This is a genomic window from Nitratireductor sp. OM-1 (assembly GCF_003296175.1).
GTDB classification, from domain to species: Bacteria; Pseudomonadota; Alphaproteobacteria; order Rhizobiales; family Rhizobiaceae; genus Nitratireductor; species Nitratireductor aquimarinus.
Map to the genome: position 1 here is coordinate 3651596 of NZ_CP029208.1, position 25189 is coordinate 3676784.

Sequence of the window (25189 nt, forward strand, 5' to 3'; positions counted from 1 at the left end):
AAGAGAGTTTTCAGGGACATGAAGCGGGCATCAACCGGGCGGCGCAAAGCGGTCGACAAGGCGCTGACGCTGCTGATTCCCTGGGCGCCGATGGCGGATGCCGAGGCGATCCGCGACAAGGCAGACGACCGCAAGCTGCGCACGCTGCCTCCGGCCATCGCCGTTTGGCTGGCAACGGTGACGCATGTGCGCCATGAGCACACGGATTACGACGCGATGCTGGAAGACGGTTATGACCGGGATGCGGCGCGGCACTTCGTGGTGGACGACATCAACACCGTTCTGACGCGCTGGCGCGCCACACGCCTGCTCGATCCGGCGGAAGAAGACGGCATGGAAGCCCGGCAGGACTGAACCTGCCGGCGGGCAGCCATGCCCTGCATCACATCATGCGCAGGAGCGCGCCGCCAATGGAGTAGCCGGCGCCGAAGGCGCAGAGCAGCCCATGCTCGCCGGGTTTCATGTCCCGGTGCTTTTCTTCAAGCGCGATGATTGCGCCAGCGGCTGCGGTGTTGCCCAAACGGTCGAGCACGGTGGGTGCACGGTCCTGCCCCACCTCGCCGCCAAAGGCGAGCTTGAGGATCATGGCGTTCATGCGCGCATTGGCCTGATGCAGCCAGAAGCGACGCATCGTCTCCGGTGTGTGACCGTGCTCCGCCAGAAAGTCGACAATGAATTTGTGACCTGCAATGGTCACATCCTTGAAGACCTTGTTTCCGTTCTGCTTGATGAGATTGCCTTCCATGGCGAGATAGGACGGATCGTCCTGCGCCAGGCGGCTCATGAAGCCGAAATTGGTGCGGATGTTGTTTGAGAACTGGGTCCAGCTGCGCGTGTCGACGATCTCGAAACGGCCGGGGCGCTCTTCGCTCGCGCCCAGCGCCTCGATGAGAACGGCCACGGAGGCGTCACCGAAGATGAAGTGGGTCTGCCGGTCGCGGAAGTTCAGATGCGCGGTGATGAGCTCCGGCGTTACGACGAGCACACGGCGGTGCGCGCCGGAGCGCACGAGATTGGTCGCCACATGCAGGCCGGCGAGCGCCGAGGAGCAGCCAAGCCCCATGTCGAAGCCAGCGCCGCTGGTGCCGAGCGCCTTCTGGATCTCGATGGCGATGGCCGGATAGGGCCTCTGATGATGGGCAGACGCACAGATGACAAGATCGACATCGCGCGCCTCGACACCGGCATGAGCAAGCGCCTTTCGGGCTGCGGCCACGCCGAACTCGGCCATGACGGAAAGTTCGTCATCTGCGCGGGCGGGAATGTTGGGCGCCATGCGGGCTGGATCGAGAATGCCGTCACGCTCATAGACATGGCGGCGCTGGATGCCGGACGCATGCTCGATGAAGCCGGCATCGGATTTCGCCAGCGGCGGCAGGCCGGCGGCCTCGCGCTTCGGGTTTTCCGTATCGACCCAGGCGTTGAAGCTCTCGACCAATTCTTCATTGGAGATGGACGCTTCAGGGATTTCGACGCCAATTCCGCCGACGCAGACGCGCGTCATGGCGTTGGAATGGTGCGGTGCGAAGTCTGAAGCCTCTTGCTCGCTGGTGCGCAGCATGATCCGTGCCTGTGTTTGCCTTCTGGAGGTTCGGACCGGAAACCGGTTTCGGTTGATCCGACGCCCCACAAATAGTTTCGATCGTCCCTTTTGCGTCCGAATGGATACATGGCGATCTATGGCCGATTTACGACGTGACGCCACGGTGTCAAGGAAACACTGCCCCGGGCGTTCACGATGCAATAATGAACGAAACACTCAAACAGAGTGTGAACGCAAAAAGAGAAGGGGCCGAAGCCCCTTCCCGAATGCTCATTCTACAGACACGTTTCGGTCTGTCTACCGCGTCAGGCGCTTGTAGGTCACCCGCCTGGGGTTGACGCTGTCGGGGCCGAGACGGCGGATCTTGTCCTGCTCGTAATCCTCGAAGTTGCCCTCGAACCACTCTACGTGGCTGTCGCCTTCAAAGGCGAGGATGTGCGTGGCCAGACGGTCGAGGAACATGCGGTCATGCGAGATGATAACGGCGCAGCCGGCGAAGTTTTCCAGCGCGTCTTCGAGTGCCGCAAGCGTCTCGGTGTCGAGGTCGTTGGTCGGTTCGTCGAGCAGCAGGACATTGCCGCCTTCCTTGAGCAGCTTGGCCATGTGAACGCGGTTGCGCTGACCGCCGGACAGCGAGCCGACCTTCTGCTGCTGGTCGCCGCCCTTGAAGTTGAAGGACGAGCAATAGGCGCGGCTGTTCACTTCGTGAGCGCCAAGCTTGATGATGTCGTTGCCGCCGGAAATCTCTTCCCAGACCGTCTTGTCAGGGTCGAGCGAGTCGCGGCTCTGGTCGACATAGCCGAGCTTGACGGTCTCACCGACACGGATCTCGCCACCATCGGGCTTTTCCTGGCCGGTGATCATGCGGAACAGCGTGGTCTTACCCGCGCCGTTGGCGCCGATCACGCCGACAATGCCGCCAGGCGGCAGCTTGAAGTCGAGACCGTCGATCAGGAGGCGGTCGCCATAGCCCTTGGAGAGGCCCTCGGCCTCAATGACCACATTGCCGAGACGTTCGCCGGCCGGAATGATGATCTGCGCATCGCCGGGACGCCGGTCGGCGGCCGACTGCACCAGCTCGTCATAGGCGCGGATACGGGCCTTCGACTTGGCCTGACGGGCCTTGGGGCTGGCCGCCATCCACTCGCGCTCGCGCGACAGCGCCTTCTCGCGGGCGGCCTCTTCACGGCCTTCCTGCGCCATGCGCTTGGCCTTGGCTTCCAGATAGGCGGTGTAATTGCCTTCATAGGGAATGCCGCGACCGCGATCGAGCTCGAGAATCCAGCCGGTGACATTGTCGAGGAAGTAGCGATCGTGGGTGATGATCATCACGGCGCCGGGATATTCGCGCAGGTGCTTTTCAAGCCACGCGGTCGTTTCGGCGTCGAGGTGGTTGGTCGGTTCGTCGAGCAGCAGCAGATCGGGCTGGCGCAGGAGAAGCTGGCACAGCGCCACGCGGCGCTTTTCACCACCCGACAGATGGTCGATGGACGCATCGGCCGGCGGGCAGCGCAGCGCTTCCATGGCCATTTCGACCTGGCTTTCCAGATCCCAGAGGTTCTGGCTGTCGATCTGATCCTGAAGCCGGGAAGCCTCCTCCGCCGTCTCGTCGGAGTAGTCCATCATCAGCTCGTTGTAACGGTCGAGGATCGCCTTCTTGGCGGCGACGCCCTCCATCACATTGCCCATCACGTCGAGGGCCGGATCAAGCTGCGGCTCCTGCGGCAGATATCCGCAGGTCGCGCCTTCGGCGAGCCATGCTTCGCCGGTGAACTCCTTGTCGAGACCGGCCATGATCCTGAGCACGGTCGACTTACCCGCGCCGTTGGGGCCGAGAATGCCGATCTTGGCGTCCGGGTAAAAGGACAGATGAACGTTCTCAAGAACCTTCTTGGAGCCGTAGGCCTTGTTGAGGCCGGACATGTGGTAGATGAATTGGCGTGCCATGTGGCTCGTCGCGCTCCGTCTCACTCGAATTGGGGGGAACCTGTTGAGCAGCGTATGTAGGCCAAACGAAGCGGCGGGGCAATCCGCAGCACGGAGGGAAGATGGGCTTCGATATCGAAACGCGGCTTGCAACGCCGACCGGTGCTGATCTGCATCTGTTCAAACGCTCGGCGAGCGGCGAGGCGCGCGCTGCCGTGCAGATAAACCATGGTGTTGCGGAGCATGCCGCGCGCTATGCGACCTTCGCCGATTTCCTGTCGCAGCGTAGCTTTCACGTCTATGCACACGACCATCGCGGCCATGGCGAAACAAAAGCGCCGGGCGCCCCGCTTGGCCATTTCGGACCGGGCGCCGGGATGGACACGCTGCTCACGGACGTCAACGCGGTGCATGATCATATCGCCGGGGAACATCCCGGTCTGCCGGTGGTCATCTTCGGGCATTCGATGGGCGGCATGATCGCCCTCAATTTCGCACTGCGCCATGGCGACCGGCTGGCGGGTGCTGCGGTGTGGAACGCACCACTGACCACCGCGCTGGAAGCGTTTGCCGGCCGGTCCGTTCTGGCGTGGGAGCGCTTCCGCCTCGGATCGGATGTGCCTTCATGGCTTCTGCCGAAATTTACCTTTGCGCTCTGGGCGAGCGCCTTCCCGGAGCGGCGCACCGAGTCCGACTGGCTGTCGCGGGATGCCGCCGAAGTCGACGCCTATATCGCCGATCCGCTATCCGGCTGGGATCCGTCGGTCGGCATCTGGACGGTGCTGTTCGAACTGGGTCGGGGCCCCGCCGACCCGGCGACGCTTGCGGCAGCGCGCAAGACCCTGCCCTATCAACTGGTCGGCGGTTCGGAAGACCCTTCGACACGCGGCGGCAAGATCACACGGAAGCTTGAAACGCATCTGCGCAAACACGGCTTTTCGAATCTCGAAACAAGGATTTACGAGGGTTTCCGGCACGAATCCCTCAGGGAGATCGGGCGCGAGCAGGCCATGGAGGACTTTGCGGCCTGGGCCGAAAAAATCATCAATTAATGCCAAAATAATGCGGTGAGCGCATCTAGAAGGCGACCGGGCCGTTTGCTACCTCAAAAGCATATCAGTTTTGGAGGGCTGCGGGCGATCATGAACAACCCACCCCTGAAGGGCGTTCGCGTCATCGAATTGGCGCGCATTCTGGCCGGTCCCTGGGCGGGCCAGGTTCTGGCCGATCTGGGCGCCGATGTCATCAAGGTCGAAAACCCCAATGGCGGCGACGACACCCGCAAATGGGGACCGCCCTTCGTGGAAGGTGCGGACGGCGAGAACCTTTCGGCCGCCTATTACCATTCGTGCAACCGGGGCAAGCGCTCCATCGCGCTCGACTTCTCGAAGGCGGAAGAGGCGGAGAAGCTGAAAAAGCTGATCGCCACCGCTGACGTTCTGATCGAGAACTTCAAGCTGGGCGGGCTTAAAAAATACGGGCTCGATTATGAGAGCCTGAAGGCCATCAACCCGCGCCTCGTCTATTGCTCCATCACCGGCTTTGGCCAGACCGGCCCCTATGCGCCGCGCGCGGGCTACGACTTCATCATTCAGGGCATGTCGGGGCTGATGTCCATCACCGGCGCACCGGGCGGCGAGCCGCAGAAGGTGGGCGTGGCGGTGAGCGACATCTTCACCGGGCTCTACTCGGTGATCGCCATTCAGGCCGCACTTCGCCACGCGGAGGCGACCGGCCAGGGCCAGCACATCGACATGGCGCTGCTCGACAGCCAGGTGGCCGTGCTTGCCAACCAGAACATGAACTATCTGATCTCCGGCAACAGCCCGGTGCAGATGGGCAACGCCCACATGAACATCGCGCCCTATGAGGTGCTGCCGGTGAAGGACGGGCACATCATCCTCGCCGTGGGCAATGACGGGCAGTTCCAGCGCTTCTGCAAGATCGTCGGCCTTGACGATCTGCCGGCAGACGAACGCTTTGCAACCAACCCGGCGCGCGTGGCCAACCGCACGGCGCTGCGCGAGCGCATCGTCGCCACGCTGGCGGGCTGGGAAAAGGCGGAACTTCTGGGCAAGTTCGACGCCAATGCGGTGCCGGCGAGCCCGATCAACACGATTGAGGAAATGTTCGATGATCCGCAGGTGAAGGCGCGCGGCATGCAGCTTTCGCTCGATGACGGACACGGGACGGCGCTGCCTTCGGTGCGTGCGCCCATCGCCCTTTCACAAACCCCGCTTTCCTATGAACGGCCAAGCCCCCGGCTTGGCGAACACACGGCAGAGATCCTGCGCGAAATCGGAGACGACAGCGAATGAAGACCGGCGGCCAGCTTATCGTCGACAGCCTTGAAGCCAATGGCGTCGACCGCATTTTCAGCGTGCCGGGCGAAAGCTACCTGGCGGTGCTCGACGCGCTTCACGATTCAAAGATCCGCAACATTGTCTGCCGCCAGGAAGGCGGCGCGGCGATGATGGCGGACTGCCACGGACGGCTGACCGGCCAGCCCGGCATCTGTTTCGTGACACGCGGCCCCGGCGCGACCAACGCATCGCCCGGTGTCCACATCGCCATGCAGGACTCCACGCCGATGATCCTGTTCATCGGACAGGTGGCGAGCCATGCCCGCGAACGCGAGGCGTTTCAGGAAGTGGATTACCGCGCCTTCTTCGGCCCCATCGCCAAATGGGCGACCGAGATCGACGATGCGGCGCGGATTCCCGAAATCCTGACGCGCGCCTTTTCGGTCGCGACCTCCGGCCGCCCCGGCCCGGTGGTGATTTCGCTTCCCGAGGACATGCTGACCAGCGTGGTGGATGCGCCCGTGGCACGGGCCGCCACGCCGGTCGAAACGCGCCCGGGCGCAGCCGAGATGGAAGAGCTTGCCGCTCTCCTGAAGGACGCCAAACGGCCCTTCGTCATTCTTGGCGGCTCGCGCTGGAACGAGAAGGCCGTGGCCGATTTCCAGAAGGCGGCGGAAGCATGGTCCCTGCCCGTTGGCTGCTCGTTCCGCCGGCAGATGCTGTTCGATCACCTGCACCCCTCCTATGCCGGCGATGTGGGCATCGGTCCCAATCCGAAGCTCGCAGCCGCAGTCAAGGATGCCGATCTGGTGCTGCTCGTCGGCGGCCGGTTCAGCGAGATGCCATCCTCAGACTACACGCTCATGAAGAGCCCCTATCCCGACCAGAAGCTGGTGCATGTGCACGCCGACGCCAATGAGCTTGGCCGCGTCTATCGCCCCACGCTTGCCATCAACGCATCGTCGGCAGCCTTTGCCGAGGCGTTTGCCGGGCTCGCGCCGGGTAACGCGCCCGGTGACGCCCCATGGGCAGAAGAGACCGAGCGCCTGCATCAGGCCTATCTCGACTGGTCGACCCCGCCAAAGACCGGCCCCGGCGCGGTGCAGATGGGTCCGATCATGGAGTATCTGGAAAGCGTTCTGCCGGACGATGCGATCTTCACCAATGGCGCAGGCAATTACGCCACCTGGGTGCACCGTTTCCACCGTTTCCGCCGTTTCGCCACGCAGGGCGCGCCGACCTCCGGCTCGATGGGCTATGGCACGCCGGCAGCCGTGGCCGCCAAGGCGCTTTTCCCCGAGCGCCCCGTGCTGGCGTTTGCCGGCGATGGCTGCTTCATGATGAACGGTCAGGAATTCGCCACTGCCGTGCAGGAGAACCTGCCGATCATCGTGGTGGTGGTGAACAACGGCATTTTCGGCACGATCCGCATGCATCAGGAGCGCGAATATCCCGGCCGCGTTTCCGGCACCTCGATCAACAACCCCGATTTCGCAGCGCTTGCCCGCGCCTATGGCGGACATGGCGAAACGGTGGAGAAGACGGAAGCGTTTGCCGCAGCATTCGAGCGCGCACAGGCCAGCGGCAAACCGGCGCTGATCGAAATCCGGCTCGACCCGGAAGCCATCACGCCCGCCAAAACGCTGACGGATATCCGCGAGAAGCGCTGAGGTTGATTGAATGCCGGGCCGTTCAGGCCCGGATGACGCTGCCTAGTTGACCAGCGGCCATGGCAGCGCGTGCCTTCTCCCCCGCCCTTCGACACGCTCAGGATGAGGGAGAAGGCAGATCAGCCGTTGTGGCTTCGAATGGGCGAGGCTGTAAGCAGGTTTCTGCATAGAGCGCGAAACGGGCTGGAAGATTGCTCAGCCTGTTTGAAGCCACTCGTAATCTTAGAGCCGCTCGCAACTACAACACACGCACCAACACAGCCCTCATCCTGAGCTTGTCGAAGGGCGGGGGCGGCATGAAGGGGGCAGTGGCAAATCGATAAGAGCAGGCGCTTGCCCCTCATCCCCCTGCCGGGACCTTCTCCCCACATACGGGGAGAAGGAGTGCGTCATTGACGGTTGCGCAGAAATGAAGCGCGCTGATCAGGCGGCGTCGAAATCGAGGACCAGTTTCTTCGCCGTGGGGCGGGTCTGGCAGGCGAGTGTGAAGCCGGCTTCCACTTCCCAGGGTTCGAGCGAGAAGTTCACGGCCATCTCCGATTGTCCCTCCACAACGCGGCAGCGGCAGGTGCAGCACATGCCGCCGGCGCAGGAGTAAGGCAGCTCGATGCCGGCCTTGTGGGCGGCGTCGAGCACGGTGCCATCGGCATCCTGCATGGAGAAGCTGCGGCGCACGCCATCGACAACGACCTCAATGGCAACACCATCCTGAACCGCTTCGCGTGCGGCCTTCGATGCCTTGCGGGGCGCGGGCGCTTCGCCGGAGGGCGTGAAGCGCTCGAAGCGGATGCGGTCACGCTCGACGCCCATGGTCTCAAGTGCGCCGGAAACCGCGTCGATCATCTCGCCGGGGCCGCACAGGAACACGCCATCCATGGCGGCGGGCTCGATGAGACCACCGGAGGCGAGCTCGCCAACGCGCCCGGCATCGATGCGGCCATTCAGGAGCTCCACATCCTGCGTTTCGCGCGACAGGAGATGGATCAGCGTGAAGCGGCCCATATGGCGGTCCTTGAGATCGTTCAGCTCCTCAAGGAACATGATCGTCTCGGTGGAGCGATTGCCATAGACCAGCGTGATGGTGCTCTCGGGCTCGTGGGCGAGAACCGTGCGGGCGATGGAGAGCATTGGCGTGATGCCGGAGCCGGCGGCGAACAGCAGGTAATCGTGGCGCTCACCCTTCAGCGCGGTGAAGCGGCCCTGCGGCGGCATAACCCGGATCGTGTCGCCAACCGACAGGACATCGTTGACGAAGGTGGAGAAGCGGCCATCGGCCACCTTCTTCACGCCGACGCGGAGATACGGATCGCCGGGCGCGGAGCAGATGGAGTAGGACCGGCGCGCCTCCGTGCCGTCAATATCGGTGGCGAGCGTCAGATACTGGCCGGGCGTGAAGGCAAAGGCCTCGGCCTGATCGGCCGGGATCTCAAAGGCGATCGCCACGGCTTCGGGGGTCTGGCGCTCGATGGAGGCCACTTTCAGATCGTGAAAACGCGGGGCCATGGTCACCTCGGTCTGGGTTCAGTCAGATACATTTGAAATAGTCGAAAGGCTCGTGGCAGGTCTGGCAGCGGTAAAGCGCCTTGCAGGCCGTGGAACCGAACTCGGAAATGCGCGCGGTCTCGAGCGAGCCGCAGCGCGGGCACGCCACCTCCGTCTCGCCGAAAAGGGAGCGGATGGAATTGGACGCATTCGCCGGTGGCGCAATGCCATAGGCGCGCAGCTTTTCACGCCCCTCCGCCGTGATCCAGTCCGTCGTCCATGCGGGCGAAATGACCCGCTCGATGCGCGGTTCGAAACCAGCCTCGCGCAGCGCCGTCTCCACCGCAAGTTCGATGGCAAGCACCGCCGGGCAGCCCGTATAGGTGGGCGTGACGCGGGCAACGGCGACGTCGCCCTCCATCTCCACACCGCGCAGGATGCCGAGATCGGCAATGGTGACGGCGGGGATTTCCGGATCGACCACGGAAGCGGCGGCGCGATAGGCGCGCTCTTCCTTCTCCCCGCTTGCGGGGAGAAGGTGGCCCGAAGGGTCGGATGAGGGGCTTTGCACAGCATCCGAGAGGCAGGCTCGCCCCTCATCCCCCTGCCGGGACCTTCTCCCCGCCTGCGGGGAGAAGGAGGCTGTCACGACCTTATCCGACCTCGCACTCACCAGATCATCCCCGGATAGGTGCGCTGCATGTATTGCAGCTCCGCGAGCAGGAAGCCCAGTGCCTCGCCATGGCGACCCTGACGGCCACCGGTCTGGCCATAGGGCGTTTCCACCCATTCAAGGCCAGCTTCGGCAAAGACCGGGCCGACAATGGCGTCGAAGGCAGGCCGCAGGGTGGACGGGTCGGGCGCGATCCCGGCCCCGGCCACGGTGCGGGTGACATCGTCGCTCTCGAACAGCTCGTCCACATAGGGCGCGAGCGCCTCGACCGCCGCCTTCATGCGGCGGGTGCTTTCTTCCGTGCCATCGCCAAGGCGCACCACCCATTCGCCGGCATGGCGGATGTGATAGGCGACTTCCTTCTCGGCCTTGGCGGCGATGCCGGCCAGACGCTCGTCGGTCGACGTCATCATGGCCTGCCAGAGCGGCTGCATGAAGGCTGCGAAATAGAACTGGCGCAGCATGGTGTGTGCGAAATCGCCATTCTGGCGCTCGGCCATCAGGCAGTTCACATATTCACGCTCGCGGCGCACATAGGCGATCTGGTCCTCGTCGCGGCCCTTGCCCTCGACCTCGCCGGCATACTGGTAGAGCGCGCGCGCCTGGCCGATGAGATCGAGCGCCATGTTGGGCATGGCGAGATCCTCTTCCAGCATGGGCGCGTGGCCGCACCACTCCGAAAGCCGGTGGCCGAGGACCAGATGATCGTCGGCAAGCCGCAAGAGGAAGGCCGTCAGCGTTTCGCCAGAGATGGATGAAGCGGTGGAAGAAGCGGCGGCCATCACATATGCCCCACTTCTTCCGGAATTTCGTAAAAGGTCGGGTGACGGTAGACCTTCGACATTGCCGGCTCGAAGTTCTCGTCCTTGTTTTCCGGGTCCGACGCGGTGATCGCAGACGACGGAACGACCCAGATGGAGGTGCCCTCGCCGCGGCGCGTGTAGACATCGCGCGCAGCCTGAAGCGCCATCACCTCATCGGCGGCGTGCACCGAGCCGCAATGCTTGTGGGCCAGCCCGTTGCGCGGGCGGATGAAGACTTCCCAAAGGGGGATCTGGTTCTTGCTCATAGCGTCTCTCCGCTCACTCTGCCGCCATTTTCGCCGCTTCGCGGCGGGCATTTCGTTTTTCCGCATGCGCAAGGGCCGCCTCGCGCACCCATGCGCCATCGTCCCAGGCCTTCTGCCGGGCGGCGATGCGGTCGCGGTTCATGGGGCCATGCCCCTTCACCACGCGCCAGAACTCATCCCAGTCGATGGCGCCGAAATCGTAGCCGCCCTTCTCCTCGTTCCATTTCAGGTCCGGATCGGGGAAGGTCAGGCCGATGAACTCGCCCTGCGGCACCGTCGCATCGACGAATTTCTGCCTGAGCTCGTCATTGGTGAAGCGCTTGATCTTCCACTTCATGGACTGGTCGCTGTGCTGGCTGTCGCCATCATGCGGACCGAACATCATGAGCGAGGGCCACCACCAGCGGTTCAGCGCATCCTGCGCCATTTCCTTCTGCTCGGGCGTGCCGCGCGCCAGCGTCATCATGATCTCGTAGCCCTGACGCTGGTGAAAGCTTTCTTCCTTGCACACGCGGATCATGGCGCGCGCATAGGGGCCGTAGGAACAGCGGCAGAGCGGTATCTGGTTCATGATGGCCGCGCCATCCACAAGCCAGCCAATCGCGCCGATGTCGGCCCAGGTCTGCGTCGGATAGTTGAAGATGGAGGAATACTTCGCCTTGCCGGACAGAAGCTCCTCGGTCATCTCCTCGCGCGAAACGCCCAGCGTCTCGGCGGCGGAATAGAGATAAAGCCCGTGGCCGCCCTCATCCTGAACCTTGGCGAGCAGGGCCGCCTTCCGGCGCAGCGACGGGGCGCGCGTGATCCAGTTGCCCTCCGGCAGCATGCCGACAATCTCGGAATGCGCGTGCTGGCCGATCTGGCGGACGAGCGTCTTGCGGTAGCCCTCCGGCATCGGGTCGTTGGGCTCGATTTTCTCTTCGGCGTCGATGCGCGCCTGAAACGCGGCGAGGAAGGCCTCGTCTTCGTTCGTATCGGTCTTAGCGCCGATAAGCCCTTGGCTATACATCGCTTGTCCTCCATGCTTGCGGCGGCTCAGGGCGGGGGAACATGCCCTCACAGAAAACGTGTAACAAAAAAGCTTGAAACTTGCAATATTTTGTAACGCTTTTTGGCGACGGGAGGAATGATGAGCGAAACGGCGATCGAAAAGAACGCGCTGACGGCCGCGCGCGACACGCTTGCAACGGTTTTCGCACCGTGGATTGCAGCGCTTGAGATCGAGGCGCTCGCAGCGGACGAAACGGGCGTGGACTTCTGCCTGCCGGAAAACCGGGACCTTGCGCATGCGGGCGGCGTGATCTGCGGGCAGGCAACGGCTTCCGCCGCCGACACATGTGCGGTGGCAGCGCTTTCCGCCGCCAATGGCCGCTTCCGCACCTGCACGACGGTGGACATGACGACCCATTTCATTCGCCCGTTGAAGCCCGGCCCCGTGGCGATCCGCGTCGAGGTTCTGTCGAATGGGCGGCGCATGGCCTATGTGCGGGTGGAGATGCGCGCTGAAGGCGACACACGCCTCGCCTTCACGGCAACTGGCGCCTACGCTTATCTTGACGGTTAAACTTCCAAGGAGCTGCGTTTTATTTCGAGTGACAGATCAATCGGAATTAAAGTAGCCTGATCCGGCAATTCTCGCTGCAATTACGCTGTGGAGGAAAGTCATGATCCGGTCACTTGAAGATTTCGACGAGTTCTGCGGGGACGACCAGAAACTCGATACGTCGCACCTTTCGATCCTGAGCAATGAGGAAATCTCGTTTTTCAGGCATTGCCTGGACTTCGACGAGAACGGCTTCGTCTCGAAAATCTACTTTGGCGACCTGGCGAAAGCCGGCCTTAACGATTTCCAGATCGCAGACGTGGCGGCCCTTTTCGGCATTGACGAAAAGCGCTTCAAACGCACCTATCACGCCTTTGGCGATGGACAGGGAAACTGCATTCACAGGGCTTACTGGTGGTGCCCTTACGACAGGCCACGCGCGGTCTAAGGATGAGAAAACGAGGCGAAAGCGGGCGAAACGCGTTGCGCCCGCTTCGCACCAGCAGAGAAGACTATTCCCCCTCTTTCCAGACCGCGTCCTGCCCGTAGAGCGGCACGGTGGAGATCGCCATCTTGGCCGAACCGTCCTGCACCTGACGGGCATGGGAAAGATAGATCAGCGTGTCGTTGGCCGCATCATAGATGCGCTTGACGACAACCGACTTCCAGATGAGCGACTGGCGCTGCTTGAACACTTCTTCGCCACCGTCATCCATATCGATATCGCCAATGACGATGGGACCTGTCTGACGGCAGGAGATGGAGGAGTTGGACGGGTCCTCGAACCAGTTGCCCTTCTGAAGACGGTCGATCACGCCGCGATCAAAATAAGTGACGTGACAGGTCACGCCCTCCACTTTCGGGTCATTGACGGCTTCGATGATGATGTCGTTGCCGAGCCAGTCGACACCGATTTCACCCACCTGCTCGGCGGATGCGGGGGCTGAGATGAAAACGGACGCGATGAGGGACGCGGCAAGAGTCGGGAGGGAAAAACGCATGGCCTGTCTCGAACGGTTGAAACTCGGATGCCCCCAATATGGGGACTGACCGGCGCAAATGGAATGCGCCGGCCAGACGAACCGCTTTGCAGGACGATGGTTATTTGCCGGACCGGATCATGTCGCGGATCTTCACCGCCTTCTCGAAATGATCGAGCGCGTGCGTCCTGATCCACCATTCCGCCGCTTCCATGAGAAGCTCGGGATCGTCATTCTTGTTCGCGAAGAAGGCATAGAAAGAGAGCCCGACGCCCTCACCCTTCTTCGCGATTTTCTCTTCGCAGATCGCGATGGCTTTCGCCCTGAGTGCAGGCCGCATGTGAGTGCTCCGGTTGAGTTGGGACCGGGCGTTTAACAGCTGTGCGGCGCAGAGGCAACGCGCCCGACAGTATGCGAACAAGGCTCAGATTATCGGAGTTCGACACCGCCGAGGCTCCGCGAAGATCAATGTCGAACATGTCGCTGAGAAGGGTTTTGAAGAAAACCTGCCAAATACCCGCTTTGCAGAAATTCAAGTCCCAACCGGACACGGTGAGAAAAACGATGCAAAATCTGCTATCGCAATCTTGCCGTTACTTACTCCAAAAACAACCCCTCCAGAAACCGCGCGGCATCCTCGAAACGGCCTTCGCCGCCGCGCTTTTCACCGAGAACGGCGCGTACCTGGACGTCGAAATCGGCGTAGTGCTGGGTGGTCGCCCAGATGGCGAAGATGAAGTGATAGGGATCGCTCTTCTTTAGCCGCCCCTCGCGCATCCATGCGGCGATGACGGTCGCCTTCTCGTCCACCAGCTCCCTGAGCTCGCCCTCAAGCAGCGGAAGGATGCGCGGCGCGCCCTGCAGGATCTCATTGGCGAAAAGCCGGCTCTCACGCGGAAAGTCGCGCGACATCTCCATCTTGCGGCGGATGTAGGAGCGGATTTCCGACTGTGGGTCGCCTGCCGCATCCATGGCGCGCAGGGGGGCGAGCCAGGTCTCCATGAGACGCTGAATCAGGGTCGTAAAAATCTCCTCCTTGTTCTTGAAATAATAGAGGAGATTGGGCTTCGACATACCCGCCTCATCGGCGATCTGATCGATGGTCGAACCGCGGAAACCGTGTCTGGAAAAAACCTCCAGCGCGGCCTCTCCGATCAGCTCGCGTTTCTCGCGCTGGATGCGGGTGCGTTTGGGGCGGGGAGCGGGCTCGTCCATCAGGCTGCCGCTCCATGGGCTGCGGGGTCGGTTGCGCGCGTGGGACGGGGGCCATCAAGGCCGTGTAAACGGCGCTTCTGGTCCAGCCGATTAGTCCACTGTGGAATGCGCCGGCGCAAGGACATTTCCCCTACTATACTCTTGACCGCCCACATGGCGGTGTTAACGTTTGTCCAAACGGTCAAAAATTTCGTAGCATAACTATGTGCGAACTACCAAGCATTGACCGGGATAAGCCGAGCGCAACAAACAATCAGGGGAAGCTTGGTCATGCTCGACAGGCAAAACAAGAGGCCGAACGACCTATCCGCATTCTGGATGCCGTTCACTGCGAACCGGCAGTTCAAGGAAACGCCACGGATGCTGGTCGCAGCCAAGGACATGCACTTCACGGCCGAGGACGGCCGCAAGATCATGGATGGCACGGCGGGGCTGTGGTGCGTGAACGCCGGGCACTGCCGGCCGAAAATCACCGAGGCCATCCAGAAACAGGCCGCAGAGCTGGACTATGCGCCCGCCTTCCAGATGGGCCATCCCATCGCGTTTGAATTCGCCAACCGGCTGGCCGCGATGGCCCCGGAGGGCATGGACCATGTGTTCTTCACCAATTCGGGCTCGGAAAGCGTCGACACGGCGCTGAAGATCGCGCTTGCCTATCACCGGGTGAAGGGCGACGGCTCGCGCTTCCGCCTGATCGGCCGCGAGCGCGGCTATCATGGCGTGAATTTCGGCGGCATTTCGGTGGGCGGCATCGTGTCCAACCGCAAGATGTTCGGCACGCTTCTGACGGGCGTTGACCACATGCCGCACACGCATCTGCCCGGCGAAAACGCGTTCACGCGCGGCGAGCCGGAGCATGGCGGCGATCTGGCGGACGAGCTGGAGCGCATCGTTGCGCTGCATGACGCCTCGACGGTGGCAGCGGTGATCGTCGAGCCGGTGGCCGGTTCGACGGGTGTTCTGATCCCACCGAAGGGCTATCTGAAGCGCCTGCGCGACATCTGCGACAAGCACGGCATCCTCTTGATCTTCGATGAGGTCATCACCGGTTTCGGCCGCCTCGGCGCGCCGTTTGCTGCGGATTATTTCGGCGTGGTGCCGGACATCATGACCACCGCCAAGGGCGTGACCAACGGCGTCATCCCGATGGGCGCGGTGTTCGTGAAGAAGGAAATCCACGACGCCTTCATGAACGGGCCGGAGCACCTGATCGAGTTCTTCCACGGCTACACCTATTCGGGCAACCCGATTGCCTGTGCGGCGGGTCTGGCAACGCTCGACACCTATCAGGAAGAGGGGCTGCTCACGCGCGCCTCGGAGCTTGCCGACCACTGGGCCGATGCGCTGCATTCGCTCAAGGGCGAGCCGCATGTGATCGACATTCGCAATATCGGCCTTGTCGGCGCGGTGGAGCTGGAGAGCATTCCCGGCGAACCGACCAAACGCGCCTTCTCGGCCTTCCTCAAGGCCTATGAGCGCGGGTTCCTGATCCGCACCACGGGCGACATCATCGCGCTTTCACCGCCGCTGATCATCTCCCGCGGCCAGATCGATGAGCTGATCGACAATCTGCGCGACGTTTTGAGGATGATTGACTGATATGGCGACGGAACGCGAAAAGGCCACCCATGAGGTGCTGATCGAAGACGAGCGCGTGCGCGTGACCCGCTGGGATTTCGCGCCGGGGGCGGAGACCGGCTGGCACCGCCATGGCATGGACTATGTCATCACCACGCTCACGCCCTGCGCTTTCCATCTGGAAATGCCGGGCGGCGAAACCGTGCACAACAACCTTGAAGCGGGCGTTTCCTACCGCCGCGACGAGGGCGTGGAGCACAATGTCATCAATGGCGGCGACAAACCGATGTCGTTCGTCGAAGTCGAATTGAAGTAAGGGAATACGCAACATGGCCGCACCGGGCGAGAACTTAAAGATCAACGCCGACCGCCTCTGGGATTCACTCATGGAGATGGCGAAGATCGGGCCCGGTGTGGCCGGCGGCAACAACCGCCAGACACTGACGGACGAAGACGGCGAAGGCCGCAGGCTCTTTCAGAAATGGTGCGAGGAAGCCGGGCTCGAAATGGGCGTGGACGAAATGGGCACCATGTTCGCAACGCGCGCAGGCACCGACCCGGACGCCCTGCCCGTCTATGTGGGCTCGCATCTCGACACCCAGCCGACGGGCGGCAAGTATGACGGTGTACTCGGCGTTCTGGGCGGGCTCGAAGTCATCCGCTCGATGAACGATCTGGGCATCAAGACCAAACACCCCGTCGTGGTGACCAACTGGACCAATGAGGAAGGCACGCGCTTCGCTCCGGCCATGCTGGCGTCGGGCGTGTTTGCCGGCGTGCATGAGCGCGACTGGGCCTATGACCGCACGGATGCGGAAGGCAAGCGCTTCGGCGACGAGCTGGAGCGCATCGGCTGGAAGGGCGACGAACCCGTTGGCCAGCGCAAGATGAAGGCCTTCTTCGAACTGCACATCGAGCAGGGCCCGATCCTTGAAGACGAATTCGTCGATATCGGCGTCGTCACCCATGGGCAGGGCCTGTGGTGGCTGCAGGTGACGCTGACCGGCAAGGAGAGCCACACCGGCTCGACGCCGATGCCCAAGCGCCGCAATGCCGGGCTCGGCATGGCGCGGGTGACGGAGCTGGTGCACGAAGTGGCGATGGACTACCAGCCAAACGCCGTGGGCGCCATCGGCCATGTGGAGGTCTACCCCAATTCCCGCAACGTCATTCCGGGCAAGACGGTGTTCACCGTAGACATCCGCTCGCCCGACGAGAAGACGCTGAACAGGATGCGCGCGAAGATCGAGGCGGGCATTGAAACCATCTGCGACGCGCTCGACATCAAGTTCGAGATCGAGCCGGTCGGCCATTTCGCCCCGGTCACCTTTGACGAGGGCTGCGTGAAGGCGATCCGCGACGCCGCCGAACGGCTTGGCTATTCGCATCGCGACATCGTTTCGGGCGCTGGTCACGACGCCTGCTGGATCAACCGCGTGGCGCCGACCGCCATGGTGATGTGCCCCTGCGTCGACGGGCTTTCGCACAATGAGGCGGAAGAGATCACGAAGGAGTGGGCGCAGGGCGGCGCGGATGTCTTGTTCCATGCCGTGGTGGAAACGGCGGAGATCGTCGAATGATCTGACGATCCTGCATATCCGCCGAGGACAACACAATAAGAGGGGAAACTCATGTCCAAGGTCATCAGAAACGGAACCATCGTCACGGCCGACCGGACGTGGAAGGCCGACATTCTCGTGCAGCATGACAAGATCGTGGCGATCGGCCACGATCTACATGGCGATCACGAGATCGACGCCACCGGCTGCTATGTGATGCCGGGCGGGATCGACCCGCACACCCATCTCGAAATGCCCTTCATGGGCACCTATTCAAGCGACGATTTCGAAAGCGGAACACGCGCCGCCGTTTCCGGCGGCACCACCATGGTGGTGGATTTCTGCCTGCCCTCGCCCGGCCAGTCTCTGCTGGAAGCCATCCAGATGTGGGACAACAAGTCGACCCGCGCGACCTGCGACTATTCCTTCCACATGGCGATCACCTGGTGGGGCGAGCAGGTTTTCAACGAGATGCCGCAGGTGGTGGAAAAGGGCATCACCTCCTTCAAGCACTTCATGGCCTACAAGGGCGCGCTGATGGTGGACGATGACGAGATGTATTCGTCGTTCCAGCGCTGCGCCGAGATTGGCGCGCTGCCGCTCGTTCATGCCGAGAATGGCGATGTGGTCGCGCAGCTTCAGGCAAAGCTGATGGAGGAAGGCAATAACGGGCCGGAGGCGCACGCCTATTCGCGCCCGCCCGAAGTGGAGGGCGAAGCCACAAACCGCGCCATCATGATCGCCGACATGGCGGGCACGCCGCTTTATGTGGTGCACACGTCCTGTGAACAGAGCCATGAGGCGATCCGCCGGGCGCGGCAGAAGGGCATGCGCGTTTACGGCGAACCGCTGATCCAGCATCTGGTGCTGGACGAAAGCGAATATGCCAATGCCGACTGGGACCATGCGGCGCGACGGGTGATGAGCCCGCCCTTCCGCAACAAGCAGCATCAGGATTCGCTGTGGGCGGGGCTGCAGGCTGGCTCGTTACAGGTGGTGGCAACCGACCATTGCGCCTTCTCCACCGAGCAGAAACGCTACGGCGTTGGCGATTTCACAAAAATCCCGAACGGCACGGGCGGACTGGAAGACCGCATGCCGGTGCTCTGGACACGCGGGGTCAACACCGGGCGGCTGACCATGAACGAGTTCGTCGCCGTCACCTCCACCAACATTGCGAAAATCCTCAACATGTATCCGCGGAAGGGCGCGATCGTTGAAGGCGCGGATGCAGATATCGTGATCTGGGACCCGAAAGCCACGAAGACGATTTCGGCAAAGAGCCAGCAATCGGCCATCGATTACAATGTGTTCGAGGGCATCGAGGTGAAGGGCCTGCCGAAGACCGTTCTGTCGCGCGGCGAGATCGTGGTCGAGGATGGCGTGGTCAAAGCGAAACCGGGCCACGGAAAATTCGTGGCGCGCGAACCGCATATGGCGGTGAACAGGGCGCTGTCGCAATGGAAGGAAGTGACCGCGCCACGCAGGGTGGAGCGGACGGGCATTCCGGCAAGCGGCGTTTAAGGGGGTACGGATCCAGTGAACGCCAACCCAGCCATTCGCCAGGAAGCGTCCTCCCCTCAAACCAGCCAGCCCGTCGTGGAAGCCAAGGGGCTTGGCCTCACCTTCGAGACCAATGACGGGCCGGTGCGCGCGCTCGCCGATGTGGACCTGACCATCAACAAGGGCGAGTTCGTCTCCTTCATCGGCCCATCGGGCTGCGGCAAGACCACGTTTCTGCGTGTGATCGCCGACCTGGAGCAGCCGACCGCCGGCGAGATCCTCGTCAACGGGATGACGCCGGAAGAGGCCCGCCGCAAGCGGGCCTATGGCTACGTGTTTCAGGCGGCGGGGCTCTTTCCCTGGCGCACCATCGAGCAGAATGTCGCCCTGCCGCTGGAGATCATGGGCTATTCGCGGGCGGAGCAGAAGGAGCGCGTGCACCGCACGCTCGATCTGGTGAACCTTGCGGGCTTTGAGAAGAAGTTCCCCTGGCAGCTCTCCGGCGGCATGCAGCAACGCGCCTCGATTGCGCGGGCGCTGGCGTTTGACGCCGACCTTCTTCTCATGGACGAGCCGTTTGGCGCGCTCGACGAGATCGTGCGCGACCATCTGAACGAGCAGCTTCTCGAACTGTGGGCGCGCACCGGCAAGACAATCGGCTTCGTGACCCACTCGATACCGGAGGCGGTTTATCTGTCGACGCGCATCGTCGTCATGTCGCCACGGCCCGGCCGCGTGACGGATGTGATCGTTTCGCCCCTGCCAAGGGAGCGGCCGCTCGATATCCGCGAAACGCCGGAGTTTCTGGAGATCGCACACCGGGTGCGCGATGGCCTGAGAGCGGGGCATGGCGATGACTAGGAAAATGTCCACCGCCAGCGCTGCCCCTCATCCGCCTGCCGGCACCTTCTCCCCGCGCACGGGGAGAAGGACGAAGCGACACCGTCTACGCCCCCTTCTCCCCGCCTGCGGGGAGAAGGTGAGGATGAGGGGCGAGCGCCCCGCCCCAAAGGTGACGCCATGACGGCGGCGGCGGGAACGGCGCCGGCGGGCGCCACAACGCCCTTCTTTCGCCGCGCGGTGGAGGGCAAGACGCTGCCGATCCTGATCGTGCTCGGCGTCATCGTTCTGATCTGGTACGCCTTCACCGTCTATCTGAACGCGCCATGGCAGATCGACGCCTATGAGCGTGCGGGGACGGAATGGACAGCCGCCGATCTCGTGCGCGATACGATGGCGCAGGAGCGGCCCGTGCTGCCCTCGCCGCATCAGGTGGTGGCGGAAATCTGGAAAACCACGGTCGGCACGCGGCTCACATCCAAGCGCAATCTGTTCTATCACGCCTGGATCACCCTCTCCTCCACCCTGCTCGGCTTCGTGATCGGCACAGCGCTCGGCGTGCTGCTGGCCGTCGGCATCGTGCACAACAGGGCGATGGACAAATCGGTCATGCCCTGGGTGATCGCCAGCCAGACGATCCCGATCCTGGCGGTCGCGCCGATGATCATTGTGGTGCTGAACGCCATCGGCCTCTCGGGCCTTCTGCCCAAGGCGCTGATTTCCACCTATCTGTCCTTCTTTCCCGTGGTGGTGGGCATGGTGAAGGGGTTCCGCAGCCCCGAAGCCTTCCAGCTCGACCTGATGCGGACCTACAATGCCAGCGGCGCACAGACCTTCTGGAAACTGCGCTGGCCAGCCTCCCTTCCCTATCTCTTCACCTCCATGAAGGTGGCGGTGGCGATCAGCCTTGTGGGCGCAATCGTCGGTGAACTGCCGACGGGTGCTGTTTCGGGCCTCGGCGCGCGGCTTCTGGCCGGCTCCTATTACGGCCAGACGGTGCAGATCTGGTCTGCCCTCTTCATGGCAGCCGCACTCGCCGCCATTCTGGTGGGCGTGGTGGGCATCGGCCAGCGCATGGTGATGGCGCGGATGGGAGAAAAGCCATGAACTGGGCGCTGACGGGAGCCTTTCTTTTCTGGGCAGGGGCCTGGGCGCTCAATGAGTGGCTTGCGCGGCTCAACCCGCGCTCGGCATCGGCCAAACGCGCGCTCGGCATTCTGATCCCGGCCATTTTCGGCATCACGCTTCTGGTGGTCTGGGAAGGGCTGGTGCGCGGCTTCAACATCTCGCCCGTGCTTCTCACACCGCCCAGCGCCATCTGGGCGCGGCTGGTCTCGTCCGTTCCCACCCTGTGGGCGGACTTTCAGCAGACCTTCCTGAAAGCGGTGCTGATCGGCTACGCCATCGGCTGCGGCGCGGGCTTCCTGACGGCCATCGCCATCGACCGCTCGCCCTTCCTGCAGCGCGGCCTGATGCCGCTGGGCAATTTCGTCTCCGCGCTGCCGATCATCGGCGTCGCGCCGATCATGGTCATGTGGTTCGGCTTCGACTGGCCCTCCAAGGCCGCCGTCGTGATCATCATGACCTTCTTTCCCATGCTGGTGAACACGGTGCAGGGGCTGACCGCCTCTTCCGTCATCGACCGCGACCTGATGCGCACCTATGCATCATCCTACTGGCAGACGCTCTTCAAGCTGCGCCTGCCGGCAGCCGCCCCCTTCATCTTCAACGCGCTGAAAATCAATTCCACGCTGGCGCTGATCGGGGCCATCGTCGCCGAGTTCTTCGGCACGCCGATTGTGGGCATGGGGTTCCGCATCTCAACCGAGGTGGGGCGCATGAACATCGACATGGTGTGGGCCGAGATTGCCGTTGCCGCACTCGCCGGTTCGCTCTTCTATGGTGCGGTCGCGCTTCTGGAGCGCGCTGTCACCTTCTGGCATCCATCCATCAGGAGTGGATAATCACGGCCGTGAGGAGAACGGCCCAATCAAAGAGGGAAGCGAAATGAAACACGCAGTCACAGGCATACTTTCCGGCGCGCTGATGCTCGCCGCTTCGCAAGCTCTTGCAGCCGACGACGTGACCCTGCAGCTCAAATGGGTGACGCAGGCGCAGTTCGCCGGCTACTACGTCGCCAAGGATCAGGGTTTCTACGAGGAAGAAGATCTCAACGTCGAAATCAAGCCCGGCGGTCCGGACATTGCGCCCGTTCAGGTGCTGGCCGGCGGCGGCGCGGACGTGATGGTGGACTGGCTCCCGTCAGCACTGGCCGCACGCGAAAAAGGCGTGCCGGTGGTCAACATCGCCCAGCCTTTCGCCCGCTCTGGCCTGACCATGGTCTGCCGCAAGGAGACCGGCATCGAAAAGCCGGAAGACTTCAAGGGCAAGACGCTCGGCACCTGGTTCTTCGGCAATGAATATCCGCTCTATAGCTGGCTGTCGAAGCTCGACCTGCCGCGCGACGGTTCCGAAAACGGCGTGACCATCCAGAAGATCGGCTTCAATGTCGACCCGCTTTTGCAGAAGCAGGCCGACTGCATCACCGCCATGACCTACAATGAATATTGGCAGGTGATCGACGCCGGGCTGAGCGAAGACGACATCGTTGTGTTCAACTACACGGACGAGGGCGTGGCCACGCTCGAAGACGGGCTCTATGTGCTGGAAGACAAGCTTCAGGACCCCGAATTCGTGGACAAGATGGCGCGCTTCGTGAAAGCCTCTATGAAAGGCTGGATGTGGGCCAAGGACAACCCGGATGAGGCGGCGCTCATCGTGCTCGACAATGATGCGACCGGTGCACAGACCGAAAAGCACCAGAAGCGCATGACGCGCGAGATTGCCAAGCTTCTGGGCGACAGCCCGACGCTGGATGAAGCTGCTTACCAGCAGACCGTCGACACGCTGCTGCAGGGCGGTTCCGATCCGGTGATCACCAAGGAGCCGGAAGGCGCATTCACGCACGACATTTCCAACAAGGCTATGTGATGGCTGGCCGGGCTCAACGCCCGGCTGACCACATAACCCATGCTTTTCCAGGGAAGAGGCAAAAAAGGAAGGGGCCAAACGGCCCCTCTTCTTTGTTCTGAACCGGAGCCTGTCAGGCGGCCATGCGCCGACGTTCCGCCTCGCGATACGCGCCGGGCGTGGCGCCTGTCTGCCGCCGGAAGAAGCGATTGAAATAGGCCGGGTCCTGAAAACCCAGCGAATAGGCGATGGCCTGCACCGGGGTTGGCGTGAACACCAGATCCCGCCGGGCCACATCGAGCAGGCGGCGGGCGATGAGCTGCGAAACGCTGACGCCGGCCTCCTGTCTTGCGATGCGGTTCAACTGCGCAACGGAAACGCCGACCCGCCCGGCGTAGAAACCAACCGGGCGATGCTCGCGAAAATGCGCGGCGATCAGCGTATCGAGCGCCTCCATGCGTGCATTGTCCCGTGTCGACATGGCTTTCTTCGGCAAGCCGGCCCGTGCGCCAAGACGCGCCAGCCAGACCAGAACCTCCGTCAAAAGCGCATCGAGGATGAGATCGCGGCCAATGTCCCTCCGCCCGTTTTCGGCATGAATGCGCCGCAGGAGACGCCCCACCTGCGCACCGCCCTCCCCGGTGGAAGCATCAGGCTCGCCCAGCGGAACGATGCGGGTGGAGGCGAAGAAATCGGCAAGGGTCCGGTCGGCGGCGATGGGCAGGGAAAGCCGGTCTGCCAGAACCGTGGTCACCAGCCCTTCGGACTGGCCGAGAAAGCGGAAGCCATGTGCAGCGCCGGGCGGAATGAAAAGCGCGCAAGGGGCGGTAAAATGAAAATCGGCCTGTCCTTCGGCCATCATGACGCCCTCGCCCTCGGTCACCCAGAATATCTGGAAAAGCGCGGAATGGCGGTGCACCGAAATTTCCCAATTGTGCAGTGAACTGCGAACGGACAGCGTTTCGCAATGCAGCCAGAAATCAGGAGATTCGCCTGTTTTTTCTTGGTAAAGTCTGTAATTCGGTATCGATCTCTGCACCGGGCCCCTCCCGCACGATGCGCGAATAGTGCAATCGTTTGCCGGAAATGTCCATTGCCGCGCCCGACGGAAACAACCACTCTTCCCGATGCAATTGGGAGGATTGCCATCGTGCGGACTCAGGTCGCCATCATCGGCTCCGGCCCGGCCGGGTTATTATTGGGGCAGCTCTTATCGCGCGCCGGGATCGACAATGTGATTCTGGAGCGCGCATCCAGAGCGCATGTGCTTTCGCGCATTCGCGCAGGCGTTCTGGAGGAAGGCACCGCCGCCATGCTGGACGAAGCCGGCGTCGGCGCACGCATGCGGGCCGAAGGCCTGCCGCATGACGGTTTCGATCTGGCCTTCGACAATCGCCGCCACCGGGTCGACCTTCACACGCTGACCGGCGGCAAACGGGTTCTCGTCTACGGGCAGACCGAAGTCACTCATGATCTGATGGACGGTCGCGACGCCATCGGCGCGCAGACGGTCTACGAAGCGCGGGACGTGCAGCCGCACGGTTTCGATACCGAAACCCCTTCCGTGACCTATGAGAAAGACGGCCAGACGCACCGCATCGCCTGTGATTTCATCGCCGGCTGCGACGGGTTTCACGGCATTGCGCGGCAGTCCATCCCGCATGAGGCGCTGGAGACGTTCGAGCGCATCTACCCGTTTGGCTGGCTTGGCATCATCGCCGACGTGCCGCCGGTGGGCGACGAACTGATCTACGCCAATCATCCGCGCGGCTTTGCCTTATGCTCCATGCGCTCCACCACGCGCAGCCGCTACTATGTGCAGGTGGCCGCCGATGAGCGCGTCGAGGAATGGACGGATGCGCGCTTCTGGGACGAGATCCGCCGCCGCCTGCCGGACGCCACCGCCGAGGCCATGACCACCGGCTCCTCCATCGAGAAATCCATCGCGCCGTTACGCTCCTTTGTCGCAGAGCCCATGCGTTTCGGCCGATTATTCCTCGCCGGCGACGCGGCGCATATCGTGCCGCCAACCGGCGCAAAGGGCCTGAATCTCGCTGCGAGCGACGTGCGCTATCTCTTTGATGCGCTTCGAGAATATTACATCGAAAAATCCACAGCCGGCCTCGACGCCTATTCGCAGAAGGCGCTGGCCCGCGTGTGGAAAGCGGAGCGGTTTTCCTGGTGGATGACCAGCACGCTTCACCGCTTCCCCGATCAGGGCACATTCGGCCAGCGCATCCAGCATGCGGAGCTCGACTATCTGTTCCAGTCGCGCGCAGCACTTACCATGCTCGCCGAAAACTATGTCGGCCTGCCCTTCTGATCCCCTGCCTTC

At 62.7% G+C, this 25189-nt stretch carries 26 protein-coding genes; 15 read left to right on the top strand and 11 right to left on the bottom strand.

The genetic code is table 11. The features are described from left to right. Positions 1-18 precede the first annotated feature (18 nt). Positions 19-354 (top strand): DUF2293 domain-containing protein, encoded by a 336-nt coding sequence (locus DEJ54_RS17400; protein WP_113155671.1) that lies wholly within the window; start codon positions 19-21, stop codon positions 352-354. A 28-nt stretch (positions 355-382) separates the two neighbouring features. Here the strand turns inward: DEJ54_RS17400 and DEJ54_RS17405 are convergent, their stop codons facing one another. Further along, complete coding sequence (locus DEJ54_RS17405; protein ID WP_113156369.1) at positions 383-1504, bottom strand: beta-ketoacyl-ACP synthase III; 1122 nt, start codon at positions 1502-1504, stop codon at positions 383-385. Between the two features lie 336 nt (positions 1505-1840). Continuing rightward, the gene (ettA, locus tag DEJ54_RS17410; RefSeq protein WP_113155672.1) at positions 1841-3490 is read right to left on the bottom strand and encodes an energy-dependent translational throttle protein EttA; all 1650 of its coding nucleotides are present in this window, start codon (positions 3488-3490) and stop codon (positions 1841-1843) included. Positions 3491-3591: 101 nt separating this feature from the next. Between ettA and DEJ54_RS17415 the strand changes: the two genes are divergently transcribed. The 3 genes from DEJ54_RS17415 to DEJ54_RS17425 all read left to right on the top strand — a co-directional run bounded on the left by DEJ54_RS17415 (position 3592) and on the right by DEJ54_RS17425 (position 7442). Next, the gene (locus tag DEJ54_RS17415; protein WP_113155673.1) at positions 3592-4521 is read left to right on the top strand and encodes an alpha/beta fold hydrolase; all 930 of its coding nucleotides are present in this window, start codon (positions 3592-3594) and stop codon (positions 4519-4521) included. A 90-nt stretch (positions 4522-4611) separates the two neighbouring features. Continuing rightward, positions 4612-5787, top strand: coding sequence for a CaiB/BaiF CoA-transferase family protein (locus tag DEJ54_RS17420; RefSeq protein WP_113155674.1), 1176 nt, complete (start codon positions 4612-4614; stop codon positions 5785-5787). Further along, complete coding sequence (locus DEJ54_RS17425) at positions 5784-7442, top strand: thiamine pyrophosphate-binding protein (protein ID WP_113155675.1); 1659 nt, start codon at positions 5784-5786, stop codon at positions 7440-7442. Before DEJ54_RS17420 ends, DEJ54_RS17425 begins: the two co-directional genes overlap by 4 nt. 423 nt (positions 7443-7865) lie before the next feature. Here DEJ54_RS17425 and paaE read toward each other — a convergent pair whose 3' ends face one another. From paaE to paaA, 5 genes are all read right to left on the bottom strand, one after another. Beyond that, positions 7866-8945: a 1,2-phenylacetyl-CoA epoxidase subunit PaaE gene (gene paaE, locus DEJ54_RS17430; RefSeq protein WP_113155676.1), complete on the bottom strand. Its 1080-nt coding sequence runs from the start codon at positions 8943-8945 to the stop codon at positions 7866-7868. Positions 8946-8967: 22 nt separating this feature from the next. After that, positions 8968-9495 carry a 1,2-phenylacetyl-CoA epoxidase subunit PaaD gene (gene paaD / locus DEJ54_RS17435; protein WP_113155677.1) on the bottom strand — a complete coding sequence of 176 codons (528 nt, stop codon included), beginning with the start codon at positions 9493-9495 and terminating at the stop codon, positions 8968-8970. 98 nt (positions 9496-9593) lie between these two features. Continuing rightward, positions 9594-10379, bottom strand: coding sequence for a 1,2-phenylacetyl-CoA epoxidase subunit PaaC (paaC, locus tag DEJ54_RS17440; RefSeq protein ID WP_113155678.1), 786 nt, complete (start codon positions 10377-10379; stop codon positions 9594-9596). Further along, positions 10379-10666, bottom strand: a complete 288-nt coding sequence (paaB, locus tag DEJ54_RS17445) for a 1,2-phenylacetyl-CoA epoxidase subunit PaaB (RefSeq protein ID WP_065814923.1) — start codon at positions 10664-10666, stop codon at positions 10379-10381. Before paaB ends, paaC begins: the two co-directional genes overlap by 1 nt. 13 nt (positions 10667-10679) lie before the next feature. Next, positions 10680-11675: a 1,2-phenylacetyl-CoA epoxidase subunit PaaA gene (gene paaA, locus DEJ54_RS17450; RefSeq protein ID WP_113155679.1), complete on the bottom strand. Its 996-nt coding sequence runs from the start codon at positions 11673-11675 to the stop codon at positions 10680-10682. Positions 11676-11795: 120 nt separating this feature from the next. Between paaA and DEJ54_RS17455 the strand changes: the two genes are divergently transcribed. Continuing rightward, on the top strand, positions 11796-12230 hold the full coding sequence (locus DEJ54_RS17455; RefSeq protein WP_113156370.1) for a PaaI family thioesterase: 435 nt from the start codon (positions 11796-11798) through the stop codon (positions 12228-12230). Between the two features lie 100 nt (positions 12231-12330). Next, positions 12331-12657 carry a hypothetical protein gene (locus tag DEJ54_RS17460; RefSeq protein WP_113155680.1) on the top strand — a complete coding sequence of 109 codons (327 nt, stop codon included), beginning with the start codon at positions 12331-12333 and terminating at the stop codon, positions 12655-12657. 64 nt (positions 12658-12721) lie between these two features. Here the strand turns inward: DEJ54_RS17460 and DEJ54_RS17465 are convergent, their stop codons facing one another. The 3 genes from DEJ54_RS17465 to DEJ54_RS17475 all read right to left on the bottom strand — a co-directional run bounded on the left by DEJ54_RS17465 (position 12722) and on the right by DEJ54_RS17475 (position 14404). Beyond that, on the bottom strand, positions 12722-13210 hold the full coding sequence (locus tag DEJ54_RS17465) for a CreA family protein (RefSeq protein WP_113155681.1): 489 nt from the start codon (positions 13208-13210) through the stop codon (positions 12722-12724). Between the two features lie 100 nt (positions 13211-13310). Next, positions 13311-13529, bottom strand: coding sequence for a DUF6500 family protein (locus DEJ54_RS17470; RefSeq protein WP_065814918.1), 219 nt, complete (start codon positions 13527-13529; stop codon positions 13311-13313). Positions 13530-13786: 257 nt separating this feature from the next. Continuing rightward, positions 13787-14404, bottom strand: coding sequence for a TetR family transcriptional regulator C-terminal domain-containing protein (locus DEJ54_RS17475; protein ID WP_113155682.1), 618 nt, complete (start codon positions 14402-14404; stop codon positions 13787-13789). A 270-nt stretch (positions 14405-14674) separates the two neighbouring features. On the opposite strand from DEJ54_RS17475, the gene DEJ54_RS17480 reads away from it, so the two are divergent. The 8 genes from DEJ54_RS17480 (at position 14675) to DEJ54_RS17515 (ending at position 22875) form a co-directional block, all read left to right on the top strand. After that, the gene (locus tag DEJ54_RS17480) at positions 14675-16003 is read left to right on the top strand and encodes an aspartate aminotransferase family protein (protein ID WP_113155683.1); all 1329 of its coding nucleotides are present in this window, start codon (positions 14675-14677) and stop codon (positions 16001-16003) included. Between the two features lies 1 nt (position 16004). Continuing rightward, positions 16005-16298 (top strand): cupin domain-containing protein, encoded by a 294-nt coding sequence (locus DEJ54_RS17485; protein ID WP_090327048.1) that lies wholly within the window; start codon positions 16005-16007, stop codon positions 16296-16298. A gap of 13 nt (positions 16299-16311) precedes the next feature. Beyond that, entirely contained in the window at positions 16312-17562 is a 1251-nt protein-coding gene (locus tag DEJ54_RS17490) for a Zn-dependent hydrolase (RefSeq protein WP_113155684.1), read from the top strand. A 51-nt stretch (positions 17563-17613) separates the two neighbouring features. Then, positions 17614-19065, top strand: a complete 1452-nt coding sequence (gene hydA, locus DEJ54_RS17495; protein ID WP_113155685.1) for a dihydropyrimidinase — start codon at positions 17614-17616, stop codon at positions 19063-19065. 15 nt (positions 19066-19080) lie between these two features. Then, the gene (locus DEJ54_RS17500) at positions 19081-19905 is read left to right on the top strand and encodes an ABC transporter ATP-binding protein (protein WP_113155686.1); all 825 of its coding nucleotides are present in this window, start codon (positions 19081-19083) and stop codon (positions 19903-19905) included. 159 nt (positions 19906-20064) lie between these two features. Continuing rightward, positions 20065-20991 (top strand): ABC transporter permease, encoded by a 927-nt coding sequence (locus tag DEJ54_RS17505; RefSeq protein WP_162742332.1) that lies wholly within the window; start codon positions 20065-20067, stop codon positions 20989-20991. Next, positions 20988-21848 carry an ABC transporter permease gene (locus tag DEJ54_RS17510; RefSeq protein ID WP_113155687.1) on the top strand — a complete coding sequence of 287 codons (861 nt, stop codon included), beginning with the start codon at positions 20988-20990 and terminating at the stop codon, positions 21846-21848. Before DEJ54_RS17505 ends, DEJ54_RS17510 begins: the two co-directional genes overlap by 4 nt. A gap of 43 nt (positions 21849-21891) precedes the next feature. Then, positions 21892-22875, top strand: coding sequence for an ABC transporter substrate-binding protein (locus tag DEJ54_RS17515; protein ID WP_113155688.1), 984 nt, complete (start codon positions 21892-21894; stop codon positions 22873-22875). 112 nt (positions 22876-22987) lie between these two features. Here the strand turns inward: DEJ54_RS17515 and DEJ54_RS17520 are convergent, their stop codons facing one another. After that, positions 22988-23893, bottom strand: coding sequence for a helix-turn-helix domain-containing protein (locus DEJ54_RS17520; protein WP_113155689.1), 906 nt, complete (start codon positions 23891-23893; stop codon positions 22988-22990). A 111-nt stretch (positions 23894-24004) separates the two neighbouring features. Between DEJ54_RS17520 and pobA the strand changes: the two genes are divergently transcribed. Further along, on the top strand, positions 24005-25177 hold the full coding sequence (gene pobA / locus DEJ54_RS17525; protein WP_113156372.1) for a 4-hydroxybenzoate 3-monooxygenase: 1173 nt from the start codon (positions 24005-24007) through the stop codon (positions 25175-25177). The last annotated feature ends 12 nt before the right edge of the window (positions 25178-25189 follow it).